The following is a 14,647-nucleotide window of genomic DNA, read 5'->3' on the forward strand; positions in this document are numbered from 1 at the left end:
CGGGGCTGATCGTGACGTTGTCCCTGATCGGCGGGCTCGTCGTCGCCGGTGCGACGGCGGGCCTGGTCTACGCGTTCCTGCAGGAGGCCTCGGAGTCCTTCGCCCGGGCCGAGGACCGGGTGACGTCGCGGTACGACACGACGGGGCCGGAGGACGGCGAGGGCTGGGAGGAGTTCGAAGAGCTGGAGGACGCCGAGGGCTTCGGGGAGTTCGAAGAGCCGGAGGCCGACGGACCGCCCGCCGAGAAAGACGCCACGATCACGAAGTGCACGCGGGACTCGCTGATCAACTGGATGTCCGCCGACGTCAAGGTGGTGAACGGGAGCACGAGCCCGGCGTCCTACGTCGTCTTCGTCTCGTTCGTGGACCGTGACGGTGATGTGGTGACCGAGGGCCTCGCGGTCACGGACGACGACGTCGCCCCCGGCGCGACCGCCAGGATCGAGGCCCAGGGCCTCGGCGAGGTGCCGGCGGGCACGAAGTGCCGGATCGACCGGGTCGAGCGCGAAGCGATGACCGGCTGACCCGAGGGCTCAGCACGGCGGAAGGGCCGCACCCCGGGAAGTCCCGGGATGCGGCCCTTCTTCACTCGGCCGCCGGATCGACTAGCTGCGGATCAGGCTGCGGAGCACGTACTGCAGGATGCCGCCGTTGCGGTAGTAGTCCGCCTCGCCGGGGGTGTCGATGCGGACGACCGCGTCGAACTCCACTCCGGTGTCGGTGGTGACCTTGACCGTACGGGGGGTGGTGCCGTTGTTCAGCTCGGTGACGCCGGTGAAGGAGAAGGCCTCCTCGCCGGTGAGACCGAGGGTCTCGGCGGTCTGGCCCTCGGGGAACTGGAGCGGGAGGACGCCCATGCCGATGAGGTTCGAGCGGTGGATGCGCTCGTAGGACTCGGCGATGACGGCCTTGACGCCCAGGAGCGCGGTGCCCTTGGCGGCCCAGTCGCGGGACGAGCCGGAGCCGTACTCCTTGCCCGCGAGGATCGCGAGCGGGATGCCGGCGGCCTGGTAGTTCTGCGAGGCGTCGTAGATGAACGACACCGGAGCCGCGTCAGCAGTCGCAGCCTGGGTGAAGTCGCGGGTGTAGCCGCCCTCGGTGCCCGGCGCGATCTGGTTGCGCAGGCGGATGTTGGCGAACGTGCCGCGGATCATGACCTCGTGGTTACCACGGCGCGAGCCGTAGGAGTTGAAGTCACGGCGCTCGATGCCGTGCTCCGTGAGGTACTTGCCGGCCGGGGTGTCGGCCTTGATGGCGCCGGCCGGGGAGATGTGGTCGGTGGTGACCGAGTCGCCGAGCTTGGCGAGCACCCGGGCGCCGGTGATGTCCTCGACCGGGGTCGTCTCCATCGTCATGCCCTCGAAGTACGGGGGCTTGCGCACGTAGGTGGACTCGGAGTCCCACTCGAAGGTGTTGCCGGTCGGGATCGGCAGCGCCTGCCACTGGGCGTCGCCCGCGAAGACGTCCTGGTAGGACTTGTTGAACATGTCCTCGCCGATGGCGTTCGCCACGACGTCGTTGACCTCGGCCTCGGAGGGCCAGATGTCGGTCAGGTAGACCGGCTTGCCGTCCTGGTCGACGCCGAGGGCGTCCTTGGTGATGTCGACCTTCATCGAACCGGCGATGGCGTACGCGACGACCAGCGGCGGGGACGCCAGGTAGTTCATCTTGACGTCGGGGTTGATCCGGCCCTCGAAGTTACGGTTGCCGGAGAGCACCGAGGTGACCGCGAGGTCGTTCTCGTTGACCGCCTTGGAGACCTCCTCCGGCAGCGGGCCGGAGTTGCCGATGCAGGTGGTGCAGCCGTAGCCGACGAGGTTGAAGCCGACCTTGTCGAGGTACGGGGTCAGGCCCGCCTTGTCGAAGTAGTCGGTGACGACCTTCGAGCCCGGGGCGAGGGTGGTCTTGACCCACGGCTTGCGGGTCAGGCCCTTCTCGACCGCCTTCTTCGCCACGAGTGCGGCGGCGACCATGACGTAGGGGTTCGAGGTGTTGGTGCAGGAGGTGATCGCGGCGACGGTGACGGCGCCGTGGTCGATCTCGTACGTCGAACCGTCGGGGGCCGTGACGGTGGTCGGCTTCGACGGGACGCCGTTGGAGGACGCCGGGGAGTCGGAGGCCGGGAAGGACTCCTTGCCCGCCTCCTCGTCGTCGGCGACGTAGTTGCGGACGTCCTGGGCGAACTGCGCCTTGGCGTTCGCGAGGACGATGCGGTCCTGCGGGCGCTTCGGGCCGGCGATGGAGGGGACGACCGTGGCGAGGTCGAGCTCCAGCTTCTCGGAGAAGTCCGGCTCGGCGGCCGGGTCCAGCCAGAGGCCCTGCTCCTTGGCGTACGCCTCGACGAGGGCGACCTGCTTCTCGTCGCGGCCGGTCAGGCGCAGGTACTTCAGCGTCTCGTCGTCGATCGGGAAGATCGCGGCGGTGGAGCCGAACTCCGGCGACATGTTGCCGATGGTGGCGCGGTTGGCCAGCGAGGTGGCGGCGACGCCCTCACCGTAGAACTCGACGAACTTGCCGACGACGCCGTGCTTGCGGAGCATCTCGGTGATGGTCAGCACGAGGTCGGTGGCGGTGGTGCCGGCCGGGAGCTCGCCGGTCAGCTTGAAGCCGACGACGCGCGGGATGAGCATGGAGACCGGCTGGCCGAGCATCGCGGCCTCGGCCTCGATGCCGCCGACGCCCCAGCCCAGCACACCGAGGCCGTTGACCATGGTGGTGTGCGAGTCGGTGCCGACGAGGGTGTCGGGATAGGCCTGGCCGCCCCGGACCATGACGGTGCGCGCCAGGTGCTCGATGTTCACCTGGTGGACGATGCCGGTGCCCGGGGGGACGACCTTGAACTCGTCGAAGGCGGTCTGGCCCCAGCGCAGGAACTGGTAGCGCTCCTTGTTGCGGCCGTACTCCAGCTCGACGTTCTGGGCGAACGCCTCGTTGGTGCCGAACTTGTCGGCGATGACGGAGTGGTCGATGACCAGCTCGGCCGGGGCCAGCGGGTTGATCTTCGCCGGGTCTCCGCCGAGCTCCTTGACGGCCTCACGCATGGTGGCGAGGTCCACGACACACGGAACGCCGGTGAAGTCCTGCATGATCACGCGGGCCGGCGTGAACTGGATCTCCTGGCTGGGCTGCGCCTGGGAGTCCCAGCCGCCGATGGCCCGGATGTGGTCGGCGGTGATGTTCGCGCCGTCCTCGGTACGGAGCAGGTTCTCCAGCAGGACCTTCAGGCTGTACGGGAGGCGCGCGGAGCCCTCTACCTTGTCCAGCTTGAAGATCTCGTACGACTCGTCGCCCACGCGCAGCGTGCTGCGGGCGTCGAAGCTGTTCGCCGACACGACAGTCTCCTTCTTCAATGTGCGCGTCTACCGCGCCGCGCCTCATTGGCAGCCGGCGCCGCGTTTTGCCACCTACGGCCCCGGCCATCCGCTAAGGTAAGGATTAGTTAGGTAACCCTTACTGGGCGGCGGCCGTGGTGCGCCTCGGCAGATATCTCGATGTCGAGATAACTCTAGTACATAGCCGCCGCTCGGTCATGCCCAGGTGCCCCTGACCGGCGATCGGCCGGACGACGTGACCGAGGACCGCTCGGCGAACCACTGCTCGGCACCGTAGGCCTCGAACCGCTCCACCTCGATGAACCCCAGCTTCTCCGCGAGGCGCATCGAGCGGACGTTGGCGGTCCGGGTGGCGAGCACCACCGGCTCACCGGGCACCGCACCGGCGAACCAGCCCAGCACCGCGGCGCACGCCTCGGCGGCATACCCGTGTCCCCACGCCCGCGGCAGGAAGAGGTAGCCGAGCTCGGCCCTCCCGGCGGCTTGGGCAAGGTGCCCCGAATCCCTGGTGAGCGTGACCTGGCCGATCATCGCCCCGCCGAGGTCGACCACGAAAAGACCGGAACGCCGTGCGGGCGCCGCGGGTATCGCGCGCTCCAGTTCGTCACGCGGCCGAGCGCCACCCAGGTAGGCGCCCACCTCCGGCGAGGCCAGCAGCTCGATAAACGCCGGCCGGTCCCGGGCCTCGGGCTCGCGGAGCAGGAGCCGCTCGGTCGTGATCGGTGCGGGCGGCCAGGGGACGGATCCGAGTTCAGGCATGGCGGGCAACTTATCGCAGGCCCGCGAGAGCGGTCCGGGGAAACGGTGTGGAGGAGAAGGCCCGGATCGCGCATCCGTTCCGGGCCGGCGACGGAGTCGCCGATAGAGTCCCGGTGAGTACGACATCACCGGGGGGCCTGATGACGGCAGCGGACGCACCACCGATCGTCTTCGTGCACGGGACACGCTTCGGCGCGGGACAGTGGAGTACCCAGCTCGCCGCACTCCGGGAGGAGTTCCCGGTGGCCGCCGTCGATCTGCCGGGCCACGGAGCGCGCTCGGCCGAGCCCTGGAGCCTGGGCGCCGCGGCCGAGGTCATCGCCTGCGCCGTGGACGCGCTCGGCCGCGGGCCGGCCCTGGTCGTCGGGCGCTCGCTCGGCGGGTATGTCGCGCTGGAGTTCGCCCGGCGGCGTTCGGAGCAGCTGCGCGGACTGGTCCTCGCGGGTGCCAGCGCCTCCACCCGGGGGCCGTGGACGACGCCGTACCGGTGGGTCGCCGGGCTGGTTCCCCGGATACCGGCGGACCGGCTGGCCCGGTGGAACGACCGGCTGCTGCTGCGGCGCTACCCGAAGGACGTGGTGGAGGCGACCATCCGGTCCGGATACGCCTTCCACACCCTGCCCGCCGCCTGGGGCGAGGTGCTGGGACGCTTCGACGCGGGAGCGATGCGCCATGTGGCGGCTCCGGCGCTGATCCTCAACGGCGAGAAGGACAGCGTCTTCCGGTCCGGCGAGGCGGACTTCGCCCGCGCGCACCCGGACGCCCGTGTCGAACTGATCCCCCGGGCCGGGCATCTCGCGAACTTCGACGCCCCGGACGCCTTCACCGACGCCGTCCGCCGCTTCGCCCGGCAGCTTCCGGGCGACGGCTGAGAACGCCCGAGCGGATCGCTCCGGCGCCTCACCCCGTCCGGGTCAGTCGAGACAGAACTCGTTGCCCTCGACGTCCTGCATCACGAGGCAGGACTCGTTCTCCTCGTCGGCGACCAGCAGTTCCACCCGCGTCGCCCCGAGCGGGAGCAGTCGCGCGCATTCGGCCTCCAGTGCGGCGACGCGCTCCTCGCCCACCAGCCCGGTGCCGACCCGTACGTCGAGATGCACCCGGTTCTTGACGACCTTGCCCTCGGGAACGCGCTGGAAGTACATCCGCGGGCCCACCCCTGTGGGGTCCTGGCAGACGGCTCCCGCGTCCCGCTTCTCCGGTGGCAGGGAGAGGGCGTACGCGTCCCACGTGGTGAACCCCTCGGGCACCGGCGGGAGGACGTACCCCAGCACCTCGCACCAGAAGCGGGCGACGCGCGAGGGTGACGCGCAGTCGAAGGTGATCTGGACCTGTTTGATCGACGGCATCGGGCCACCGTAAAGGGGCGCCGTTCGACGAGCATCCGAATTTCCTCGCCGGACGGGTCACTGCGCGAGCCACCGTGCGAGTCGCCCTGCGAGCCGCCGTACAAAAAGGAGAGGCGGACCCGGGGCGCGCTGAAAGGATCACCCCCGTACGCACTCGCACGCGACGCCCCACCCTGCAGGAGACGCACCCACCGTGACCCGCACCAGCGCCGTTTCGCTGATCCGTTCCCGTACCCTCTCCGGCGTTGCCGAGTACGCCTACGCGGCCACGGCGCCCGCCGGGTCCCGGCTGATCTTCCTCGCCGGTTCGTGCCCGCTCGACGAGCACGGCGAGACCGTGGCCGTCGGGGATTACGCCGGCCAGGCGGCGCAGGCCGTCGCGAACTTGCGGACCGCGCTCGCCGACGCCGGCGCCTCGGTCGAGGACGTCATCAGCACCCGGGTCCTCGTGGCGTCGGCGCGGCAGGAGGATCTCGTGGCCGCCTGGCAGGTGGTCCGGGACTCCTTCGGCGACCACGACGTGCCCAGCACCCTGATGGGCGTCACCGTGCTCGGCTACGCCGACCAGCTCGTCGAGGTCGAAGCCGTGGCCGCCGTCCTCGACGAGCCGGAGCCCGAAGGACCGGCTTGCCCGCCGTCGGCGTAATGACGGGGTGAGCCTCCGCGTCCCCTCACCCTGAGGCGGGTGAGCGATGCCCGAGCCCGAGCCGCCGCCGAGCAGGCCGACGAGAAGAGCGCGGACCGCCTGACGACCCTGTCCGACGGGATCTTCGCCATCGCGATGACCCTGCTGGTCCTGGACCTCCACATCGAACCGGGCCTGGACAAGGACGAGTTCACCGATGCGGTGCGGCAGGCGCTGCCGGACCTCGGTGCGTATGCCCTGAGTTTCACGATCCTGGCCGGGTTCTGGCGCGACCACCGGCTGATCGTGCGGCTTGTCCCGCGCTTCGAGGGGGTGGCGCTGCGGTTCGCGCTGATGTGGCTGGGCGCCATCGCTCTCGTCCCGTTCCCGACGGCCCTGCTGTCCGAGTACGCCGCGCGCCCGCTGGCCGTGGCCGCCTACGCGGGCATGGTCGCCGTCACGAACCTGCTGGAGCTGGCGATGTTCCTTGCGGGCCGGCGGCAGACGGAGCATGCGACGGAGGCCTCCCGCAGCGAAGTGGGCCAAGCGGTCACCGCCGATCTGGCCTCGACCGCCGCGCTCTTCGCCGCGACGGTGCCGGTGGCCTTTCTCGTCTCGCCTCCCGCGGCCATGTGGTGCTGGCTGGCCCTGGTCCCCATCAAGCTCATCCACCGCAAGCGCGCCACCGCCCGTCGGCACGGCCGGGCGAGCTGAACACCGGCAGGGGCGGGGCCGGACCCGTCCCCGTACGGACGCACCGACCGCGCCGTCTCCGCTCGCGCGGGCGACGATGGGGAGACCCGGCCGCGCGGAGCCGGTACACACCTGTCACTCGAACGGCACACCCCCACATCATCCTCATCTCATATCTGAGATAACCTGCCGCCATGTCAGACGACTACCTCGTACGTATCGGCAAGCTCATCCGTGACGCCCGCCAGCACCGGGGCTGGACACAGACCCAGCTGGCCGAGGCGCTCGCCACGAGCCAGAGCGCCGTCAACCGCATCGAGCGCGGCAACCAGAACATCAGCCTTGAGATGATCGCCCGCATCGGTGAAGCCCTCGACAGCGAGATCGTGTCGCTCGGTTACGCCGGGCCCATGCATCTGCGGGTCGTCGGCGGCCGGCGGCTCTCCGGGGCCATCGACGTCAAGACCAGCAAGAACGCCTGTGTCGCGCTGCTGTGCGCCACGCTCCTGAACAAGGGCCGCACGGTTCTGCGTCGGGTGGCCAGGATCGAGGAGGTGTTCCGGCTCCTGGAGGTGCTGAACTCCATCGGAGTGCGCACCCGCTGGGTCAACGACGGCGTGGACCTGGAGATCGTGCCGCCCGCACAGCTGGACATGGAGGCGATCGACGCCGACGCCGCGCGCCGCACCCGCTCGATCATCATGTTCCTCGGCCCGCTGCTGCACCGGATGGAGCAGTTCACCCTGCCGTACGCGGGCGGTTGCGACCTCGGCACCCGCACGATCGAGCCGCACATGATCGCGCTGCGCCGGTTCGGCCTGGAGATCGCGGCCACGGAGGGGCTGTACCACGCGCAGGTCGACCGCTCCGTCTCGCCGGGCCGCCCCATCGTGCTCACCGAGCGCGGCGACACGGTGACCGAGAACGCCCTGCTGGCCGCCGCCCGGCACGACGGTACGACCGTCATCCGCAACGCCTCCTCCAACTACATGGTCCAGGACCTGTGCTTCTTCCTGGAGGCGCTGGGCGTACGGGTCGACGGCGTCGGCACCACGACGCTCACCGTGCACGGGGTCCCGCAGATCGACGTGGACGTGGACTACTCCCCCTCCGAGGACCCGGTCGAGGCGATGAGCCTGCTGGCCGCCGCGGTGGTGACCGAGTCCGAACTCACCATCCGCCGGGTGCCGATCGAGTTCCTGGAGATCGAGCTCGCGGTCCTGGAGGAGATGGGCGTCGACTGCGACCGCACCCCGGAGTACGCCGCCGACAACGCGCGCACCCGCCTGGTGGACCTGACCGTGCGGCCCTCCAAGCTGGAGGCCCCGATCGACAAGATCCACCCGATGCCGTTCCCCGGCCTCAACATCGACAACGTCCCGTTCTTCGCGGCGATCGCCGCCGCCGCGCACGGCCAGACCCTGATCCACGACTGGGTCTACGACAATCGCGCGATCTACCTCACCGACCTCAACCGTCTCGGCGGCCGCCTCCAACTCCTCGACCCCCACCGGGTCCTGGTCGAGGGCCCGACCCGCTGGCGCGCCGCGGAAATGATGTGCCCGCCCGCCCTGCGGCCCGCCGTGGTGGTACTGCTGGCGATGATGGCGGCGGAAGGCACCTCCGTACTCCGCAACGTCTATGTGATCAACCGCGGTTACGAGGAACTGGCCGAGCGGCTCAACTCGGTGGGCGCGCAGATCGAGATCTTCCGGGACATCTGAAAGCCTGCAGAAATGACACCGTCACACCCCCTCTGACCTGCACAAATGCGAGTCGAGGTGGGGTGTGACGGAGTCCCTGGGACTTTTCTGGGACTTTGAACCAGGAGCGACGGCTTACGACACCGCGCTCACCCCATGATGAGTCATCGAAAAGACGTCACAAGGACTCGACAGAGGAAGAACCTCAGGTCAGAGGCCATCCGCCCACGCTGCGGGCGGGCCTTCAGTCACCTGGAGCGTCAGAGATCTGCGGGGATTACAGCGCCGTTGGTGAGCCCGGAGAGTCGCGTGGCCGACGTCTGCGCCGGCTCCCCGTCCATCGGAGAGCACTGATCAGGACCCAGCCGCCCACGCGGAGCGTGAGAGCCAGCCCGGCCCCGGACAGAACGACGACCGCCGTGGCGACAGATGGGCCGGGCGGCCGTCGCAGCGGCTGGGGCAGGTCAGTGACTGGAGAGTTCGCCGGTGAGCTTGCCATGCAGGTCGGCGCTCGGGCTGTTCAAGCCGATGATCTCCACGCTCTTGCCTCGCTGGTCGTACTTGGTCTCGACGCATCCAACGCCCTGTCCTGACCCGCGCGTCCCACCGCTCACGGCCCGCACACGTCGTCCTGAGATCGTATGGCGTGCGGGGCGGGAAGTCGGCCAGTTCCACCTCAGGAGGCGCTTTCCGGGGATGTCGTGCCGTGGTCCGCGTCGTCGGCCCCGGTCGGCGGGTCACTGAGGAGGGAGACGCCGAAGGCGTGCAAGCGCTCCATCGCACCCCTGTCCGGCGATGTCCGACGGGCCAGGGCGTTGTGGATCTCCTGGTAGACCGATGCCTCCAGACCGCAGCGGCGGCAGTCCTTCAGGTGCGCGGCAACCCGGCGTGCGGTCTTCTCGTCCGTCTCGCCGTCCAGGTAGGGCTGCAACACGCGTGCGGCCTGAAGGCAGTTCATCCGGCGCTCGGCCGCTGAACGCCGCCATGGAAGCTTGATCACATCACACCTCGCTTCGGTGCCAGTCCGGCCGTGGCAAGTCGCGCCCGAATCCGCTTCCGTGCCCGGTGCAGCCGGCTCATCACGGTGCCTTCCGGTACGTCCAGCAGGTGGGCGGCCTCCGCGTAGGTGAGGCCGTCGATGTCCACCAGCTGCACCACGTGACGGTGTTTGTCCGGCAGGGCACACAGTGCCTCGTCCACCACCTCGTCGAACGCCTCACCCACCACGATCTCTTCCGCCGATCCGCTGGGACCCGCAGAGCTGAGCCGGTCCAGGTCCGTGTCAGGGTCGTCCAGAAGGTGGGGACGGCGGCGACGGTGGCGGTTGATCTCGGCCCGCCGCATGATCGTCAGCAGCCAGGCGCGCGGGTGCTTCCCGTCGAAGCCCTCGATGGCCCGGTAGGCGCGAAGCAGCGTGTCCTGCACGAGGTCCTCGGCGTCCGCCGGCTGCGCGGTGAGTGTCATCGCCACACGCAGCAGCACATCCACCTCGGGCAGCACGTAAGCGGCGAACGCCTGCCCCTGTGGGTCCCCAGAGCCCGGCGGCGCTGTCACTTCGTCTTCCACACGGCGGAAACCCCTTCGGTCAGGGCCCGCATTCCCCATTTCTCCGTTCTCCTTGTGCTCGGGTGCCGCCGTGGCCGACGTCTGGGCCGGGCGGCGTGCGCGGCCTGGAATGTCGCGTGCGGCTGAAGGGGTTTCCGCTGCATGGAGAGGCAGCACGTTCCCGGACCAGGGCGAGTGTGGGCCGAGTGCCGGGAGAGGTTTCGGCATGCTCGGCTGCGGGGCGAGGTGGAGGCGTACGCCGACGGGCAGCTCACCGGTGCGCACCGGATGCGGGTGGCCGCCCACATCGCCTGCTGCTGGGCATGCAGTGGCCGTCTGCAACTGCTGCGGCTGGTCAAGGCGTCCCTCAGGGCTAGTCCCCATCGGACACCGCCCACCCTCGCATCGGCCCGGGTACGGCGCTTCGCTCGGCACCTCAGCACGCCGCCGGACCAGGACCGGCCACGCCATTGATGGACGGCGGTCCGGCAGGCGAATGCCGGTCGGGGACCACCCAGCGGTGTGCGACGGGCAGACGCAGTCGGAGGTGTTCCGAGAGGGCGGGTGACGTGCCCGGCGGCAGGAGCACGTGTACGGGGCCTGCGGCCGTGTCAGCCACGAGAGCCGTGAATGCTCCTTCCGGGCGTGCGCTGTGCACCACGGCGGCCACGGTGTCCGGGCCTGTGCCGACCTGGACGGCTTCGGGGCGGATCACCAGGTGCCCGGGGCCGCGGTGGGCGACGGTGTCGGGCAGGTCGAGCTCTCCCAGGAGGCAGGCGAAGCGTCCCTGCGGTGTGACGTGGCCGGCGAGCGCGGTGGGGCAGCCGAGGAAGCGGGCCACGGCCAGGGAGGCCGGGCGGGCGTAGAGGTCGGCGGGCTGCGCCTGCTGAAGGAGACGGCCCTGGTCGAGCAGGGCGACGGAGTCGGCGACCGCGGCGGCTTCCGTCTGGTCGTGGGTGACCAGGACGGTGGTCACGGCCAGCTCCCGCTGGACCGTGGTGAGCAGGTCGCGCATGGTGTGCCGCAGGCTCGGGTCAAGGGCGCTGAATGGTTCGTCGAGGAGCAGTACGGCCGGTTCGGCGGCCAGTGCGCGGGCGAGGGCGACGCGCTGGGCCTGGCCCCCGGAGAGCTGGCGAGGGTAGCGGGCTGCGAGTGCATCCAGGCCGACGCGTTCCAGCTGGGCGAGTGCTGCGGTGCGGGCGTCCCGGCGGGACCGGCCGCGCATGCGGGCGGGGAAGGCCACGTTGTCCAGCACCGTACGGTGCGGCAGGAGCATGGGCTGTTGGAAGACCACCGCGACGCCACGGTGCTCCGGCGGAATCCGGGTCACATCGGTGCCACCGAGGTGCACGGCGCCCCGGCTGGGTGTGAGCAGTCCGGAGGCAACCTGCACGGTGGTGGTCTTGCCGCAGCCTGAAGGGCCGAGCAGTGCCAGCAGCTGGCCGTCGGCAACATCGAGGTCGAGACCGTCCAGAACGGGTTCGCGGTGCCCGGGATAGGTGACGGTGATCCGTTTCAGACTCAGACCGGGGACGGGAGCGGAGGACGAGGAAGTCATGACGGTCAGCGCTCGATTTCCGGGGTGGCGAAGGAAGGAGAAGGGTCGTGGTCGGGGTCGGCCCAGACTGCCCTGTTGCGGCGAAGCAGGGCCGCACCCACACCGAACAGCAGGACGGGTGGGGCGACGGTGAGTGTTCCCAATACGGCGGTCAGTGCCTGGTTGCCGCTGCCCGCGGCCGTGGCGAACAACAGGAGCGGAAGGGTGGTGACGACCCCGCCGCCGACCAGAACAGTCATCAGGTACTCGCTCCACGACACCAGGAAGGCCAGGGTCGCCGCAGCCAGCAGGGCCGGGGAGAGTGCGGGCAGGGTGACGTGGCGGAGGACGGCGGTACGGGACGCCCCGAGGGTGCGGGCGGTCTGCTCCATGCGCAGGTCGTAGGTGGCGTAGCCGGCGATCATGACGAGGACCGTGTAGGGCAGGGCGGGCACCAGGTGAACGAGGGCGACCCCGGTCGGGTGGTCGGACAGTCCGGCCCGGACGAACACTTCCTGGACACCTACGGCCAGTGCGAACGGGGGGACCAGGACGGGGGCGAGCAGCAGCAGGCGCACCAGTCCCGCGGCCGGTGGGCGGTACAGGACCAGGCCCCGCGCGGCCAGGGCTCCGAGCGCGGTGGCGGTCAGCGCAGTGGTCAGCGCGAGTGCCAGCGAGGTGCCGGTCGCCGCGATAACCTGCTGTTGGGGGGCGGCAGCCTGACCCCATGCGCGGAGGGAGAACTCCTGGGGCACGAGCGCCGGGTATACCCATCGCCCGGCGAAGGCCCAGATCAGCAGGGGCAGCAGGGGTGCTGCGATCCAGAGGGTGAGCACCGCGAATGCCGCCGTGCGCAGGGCTCGCCTCACGATCCGGACCTTGCTCGGAGCAGTCGGCGGGAGATCGTTGCAGCGGCGAGGGCCAGGAGGGCGATCACCATGCCGATCACGACCGCGAGGGCCAGGGCGGCGGGCCGGTCGTCGAGTTCCGCCGAGCGGTAGAGCTCGACGGCCTCCACCGGCAGCGCACGCGGGACGGTCGCCCCCAGCAGCGCCGGGGTCTCGTAGGCGGCGAAAGTGAACGCGAACACCAGCAGGCACGCCTCGGTGAGAGCCGGGGCGAGCAGCGGCAGCGTGACGTGTCTCAGCCGGCGCAGCCGTCCCGCCCCCAGGGTGCGTACCGCGCTCTCCAGATCGCGTACGGCCGGTGTGTACGCCGCCAGCAGCATGATCGTGATGAAGGGGGCCTCTTTCCACACGTATGTCAGGAGAACGGCGCTGGGATTGGGACCGGCGACGAGCGCGGGGAAGTCCGCGGGTCCGTCGGTCCACCCGCCGGCGTGGGTGAGCCTGGGGATGAGCCCCGACCCGGAGAGCAGCAGTCCGAACGCGGAGGCGGCGAGCAGGTGCGGAACGGCGAGCGTGGCGCGGGCGGCGGTCTCCAGGGCGGCCCGGCCACGACGGGAGGCGCTGACCGCACCCACCACGGCCAGTGCCAGCGCAGCGGACACAGTGGTGCTGAGCGTCGCGATCTTCAGGCTGAGCAGCAGGGAATCGGCGAAGGCCGGGTCATGCAGGAATCCCTCGTAGGCGGAAAGGCTCCAGCCACGGCCCAGGCCATCAGCGAGGCTGCCGCGGCCTGCGAGCAGCAAGGCACCACCTGCGAAGGCGACGACGGCCAGAGCCGGAGCCGCCAGTAGCAGCCCCCGCCATCGCGGCATCGGCACGGTCACGAGGCGGGGGCGACTTCCTGCTTCCAGCCCTTGTCCAGCGGCCCCACCCAGCCACCGCTCAGTTCGGGGCGGGCGTTTCGGGACAGTTCCTCGATCGGGAGAGTGGTCTCCGGCGTGCTCAGCGAAGCGAACCTCTCTCGCCACTGCTCGGGGAGCCGTTCCTGGTCCAGCACCGTGTAGGCGCCCCAGCCGCCGGGACGGGCCTTGGCGTACTGCAGCTCGGGCGAGAGCATCAGGTCGGAGAGCACGAGTGCCGCTTCCCGGTGGGCGGCGTTCTTGGGCACCGCGAGATAGCTGGTGTTTCCCAGGGTTCCGTCCTCGGGTACGAACACCCGCGCGCTCGGGGGGAACTGGCCCTTGTCGACGAGGGCGGGGACCTCCGCCGGGTTGTAGGTCATCGTCATGTCGACCTCGCCGTTGGCGAAGAGGTCGTTCAGCGCCGCCTGGTCCTTCGGGTAGGTGGTGCCCTGACGCCACAGGGCGGGCTTCAGCATGTTCAGGTCCCTCCACAGACCGGGGGTGACCGCTTCGTACGTCCGCTTGCTGTAGCCCGGGGTGACGGGCTCGTCCTGGGCACCGGCGAGCAGGATCTGCCGCACGAAGGCCGAACCGGTGAAGTCCGGGGGCGCCGGATAGGTGAACCGACCGGGGTTCTCCTTGATCCATTCGGTCAGGGCACCCATGGTGCGGGGCGGTTCGGCGAGCTTGGCCGAGTCGTGGACGAACGCGAACTGGGCCCGGCTCCACGGCGTTTCGCAGTCGTCGACCGGGGTACCGAAGTCCTGGGTGAGGGTGGGATCGGTACCGTCCACGTACTTCTGATTTGGCATCAGGCCGGTGTATCCGCACAACCACAGGTCCGCCTGTTTTCCGGTCCGGAAGTTCTCGCCGTTGACCCACACCAGGTCCACCGCGCCGCCGCCGTCCTTGCCGGCACGCTGATCGCCGAGGATCTTCTGCACGGCGTCCTGGGTGTCTGCCACGGGGACGCGCTTGACCGTGATTCCGAGCTTCTTCGCAGCGGGGGCGACTTCGTCGTCGATGTGGGAGTTGGCTCCCTTGTCGCCGCCGAACATGAACAGGTTGACGCTCTGGCCTTTCGCGGCGGTGCGCAGCTGAGCCCAGTCCTTCGCGAGCGGCTCCGCCTCACTGCTGCCGGGGCCGGAGCAGGCGGCCGTCAGCAGCCCGGCCACGACGGTTCCGGCGGCCAGAGCTGTGCCTCTGCCGACGCGCCGCCCGGTGTGCCGCGTCCGTATCCGCATGTGCGCTGCTCCTTAGGCTGTTCTTCCGGTGCTGTCTCCCGCGCGACGCGCGACGGGCTTGCGAACATCATCGCGCGGAAAGGGAACACGGCCGGGTGCTCGCAGACTTC

At 70.1% G+C, this 14,647-nt stretch carries 15 protein-coding genes; 6 read left to right on the plus strand and 9 right to left on the minus strand.

Going from position 1 to position 14,647, the window contains the following annotated elements; genetic code table 11:
* Positions 1–11: 11 nt before the first annotated feature.
* Complete coding sequence (locus tag AC0VY3_RS24145; protein ID WP_242742840.1) at positions 12–524, plus strand: hypothetical protein; 513 nt, start codon at positions 12–14, stop codon at positions 522–524.
* A gap of 81 nt (positions 525–605) precedes the next feature.
* Here the strand turns inward: AC0VY3_RS24145 and acnA are convergent, their stop codons facing one another.
* On the minus strand, positions 606–3,332 hold the full coding sequence (gene acnA, locus AC0VY3_RS24150; protein WP_103510278.1) for an aconitate hydratase AcnA: 2,727 nt from the start codon (positions 3,330–3,332) through the stop codon (positions 606–608).
* A 195-nt stretch (positions 3,333–3,527) separates the two neighbouring features.
* Entirely contained in the window at positions 3,528–4,091 is a 564-nt protein-coding gene (locus AC0VY3_RS24155) for a GNAT family N-acetyltransferase (protein WP_475550574.1), read from the minus strand.
* Between the two features lie 140 nt (positions 4,092–4,231).
* Here AC0VY3_RS24155 and AC0VY3_RS24160 point away from each other — a divergent pair, with 140 nt between their 5' ends.
* Positions 4,232–4,963: an alpha/beta fold hydrolase gene (locus tag AC0VY3_RS24160; RefSeq protein WP_475550575.1), complete on the plus strand. Its 732-nt coding sequence runs from the start codon at positions 4,232–4,234 to the stop codon at positions 4,961–4,963.
* Between the two features lie 42 nt (positions 4,964–5,005).
* Here the strand turns inward: AC0VY3_RS24160 and AC0VY3_RS24165 are convergent, their stop codons facing one another.
* On the minus strand, positions 5,006–5,440 hold the full coding sequence (locus AC0VY3_RS24165) for a VOC family protein (protein ID WP_103510271.1): 435 nt from the start codon (positions 5,438–5,440) through the stop codon (positions 5,006–5,008).
* A gap of 193 nt (positions 5,441–5,633) precedes the next feature.
* On the opposite strand from AC0VY3_RS24165, the gene AC0VY3_RS24170 reads away from it, so the two are divergent.
* From AC0VY3_RS24170 to AC0VY3_RS24180, 3 genes are all read left to right on the plus strand, one after another.
* Complete coding sequence (locus AC0VY3_RS24170) at positions 5,634–6,086, plus strand: RidA family protein (protein WP_475550576.1); 453 nt, start codon at positions 5,634–5,636, stop codon at positions 6,084–6,086.
* Positions 6,087–6,125: 39 nt separating this feature from the next.
* On the plus strand, positions 6,126–6,779 hold the full coding sequence (locus tag AC0VY3_RS24175) for a TMEM175 family protein (protein WP_103510269.1): 654 nt from the start codon (positions 6,126–6,128) through the stop codon (positions 6,777–6,779).
* 173 nt (positions 6,780–6,952) lie between these two features.
* Positions 6,953–8,482 carry a helix-turn-helix domain-containing protein gene (locus AC0VY3_RS24180; protein WP_137230472.1) on the plus strand — a complete coding sequence of 510 codons (1,530 nt, stop codon included), beginning with the start codon at positions 6,953–6,955 and terminating at the stop codon, positions 8,480–8,482.
* Between the two features lie 655 nt (positions 8,483–9,137).
* On the opposite strand, the gene AC0VY3_RS24185 is transcribed toward AC0VY3_RS24180, so the two are convergent.
* A complete protein-coding gene (locus AC0VY3_RS24185; RefSeq protein WP_475551730.1) occupies positions 9,138–9,419 on the minus strand; it encodes an anti-sigma factor family protein in 282 nt (93 codons plus the stop codon).
* A gap of 38 nt (positions 9,420–9,457) precedes the next feature.
* Positions 9,458–10,015 carry an RNA polymerase sigma factor gene (locus tag AC0VY3_RS24190; protein ID WP_475550577.1) on the minus strand — a complete coding sequence of 186 codons (558 nt, stop codon included), beginning with the start codon at positions 10,013–10,015 and terminating at the stop codon, positions 9,458–9,460.
* Between the two features lie 153 nt (positions 10,016–10,168).
* On the opposite strand from AC0VY3_RS24190, the gene AC0VY3_RS24195 reads away from it, so the two are divergent.
* Positions 10,169–10,480, plus strand: coding sequence for an anti-sigma factor family protein (locus tag AC0VY3_RS24195; RefSeq protein WP_412083363.1), 312 nt, complete (start codon positions 10,169–10,171; stop codon positions 10,478–10,480).
* Here AC0VY3_RS24195 and AC0VY3_RS24200 read toward each other — a convergent pair.
* The 4 genes from AC0VY3_RS24200 to AC0VY3_RS24215 form a co-directional block, all read right to left on the minus strand.
* Positions 10,443–11,564: an ABC transporter ATP-binding protein gene (locus tag AC0VY3_RS24200; protein ID WP_412083364.1), complete on the minus strand. Its 1,122-nt coding sequence runs from the start codon at positions 11,562–11,564 to the stop codon at positions 10,443–10,445. The genes AC0VY3_RS24195 and AC0VY3_RS24200 overlap by 38 nt on opposite strands.
* 5 nt (positions 11,565–11,569) lie before the next feature.
* A complete protein-coding gene (locus AC0VY3_RS24205; RefSeq protein ID WP_412083365.1) occupies positions 11,570–12,412 on the minus strand; it encodes an ABC transporter permease in 843 nt (280 codons plus the stop codon).
* Entirely contained in the window at positions 12,409–13,194 is a 786-nt protein-coding gene (locus tag AC0VY3_RS24210) for an ABC transporter permease (protein ID WP_475550578.1), read from the minus strand. The genes AC0VY3_RS24205 and AC0VY3_RS24210 overlap by 4 nt, the downstream gene beginning before the upstream one ends.
* Before the next feature lie 77 nt (positions 13,195–13,271).
* Complete coding sequence (locus tag AC0VY3_RS24215; protein WP_412083367.1) at positions 13,272–14,537, minus strand: ABC transporter substrate-binding protein; 1,266 nt, start codon at positions 14,535–14,537, stop codon at positions 13,272–13,274.
* Between the last annotated feature and the right edge of the window lie 110 nt (positions 14,538–14,647).

The sequence above is a fragment of the Streptomyces sp. iso_384 genome (genome assembly GCF_056172905.1).

What these genes read in the sequence shown, in the direction of transcription:
- AC0VY3_RS24155 (WP_475550574.1), bottom strand. Translation starts at nt 4,091, where the DNA reads ATGCCTGAACTCGGATCCGTCCCCTGGCCGCCCGCACCGATCACGACC.
- AC0VY3_RS24160 (WP_475550575.1), top strand. Translation starts at nt 4,232, where the DNA reads ATGACGGCAGCGGACGCACCACCGATCGTCTTCGTGCACGGGACACGC.
- AC0VY3_RS24165 (WP_103510271.1), bottom strand. Translation starts at nt 5,440, where the DNA reads ATGCCGTCGATCAAACAGGTCCAGATCACCTTCGACTGCGCGTCACCC.
- AC0VY3_RS24180 (WP_137230472.1), top strand. Translation starts at nt 6,953, where the DNA reads ATGTCAGACGACTACCTCGTACGTATCGGCAAGCTCATCCGTGACGCC.
- AC0VY3_RS24185 (WP_475551730.1), bottom strand. Translation starts at nt 9,419, where the DNA reads ATGAACTGCCTTCAGGCCGCACGCGTGTTGCAGCCCTACCTGGACGGC.
- AC0VY3_RS24195 (WP_412083363.1), top strand. Translation starts at nt 10,169, where the DNA reads ATGGAGAGGCAGCACGTTCCCGGACCAGGGCGAGTGTGGGCCGAGTGC.
- AC0VY3_RS24200 (WP_412083364.1), bottom strand. Translation starts at nt 11,564, where the DNA reads ATGACTTCCTCGTCCTCCGCTCCCGTCCCCGGTCTGAGTCTGAAACGG.
- AC0VY3_RS24215 (WP_412083367.1), bottom strand. Translation starts at nt 14,537, where the DNA reads ATGCGGATACGGACGCGGCACACCGGGCGGCGCGTCGGCAGAGGCACA.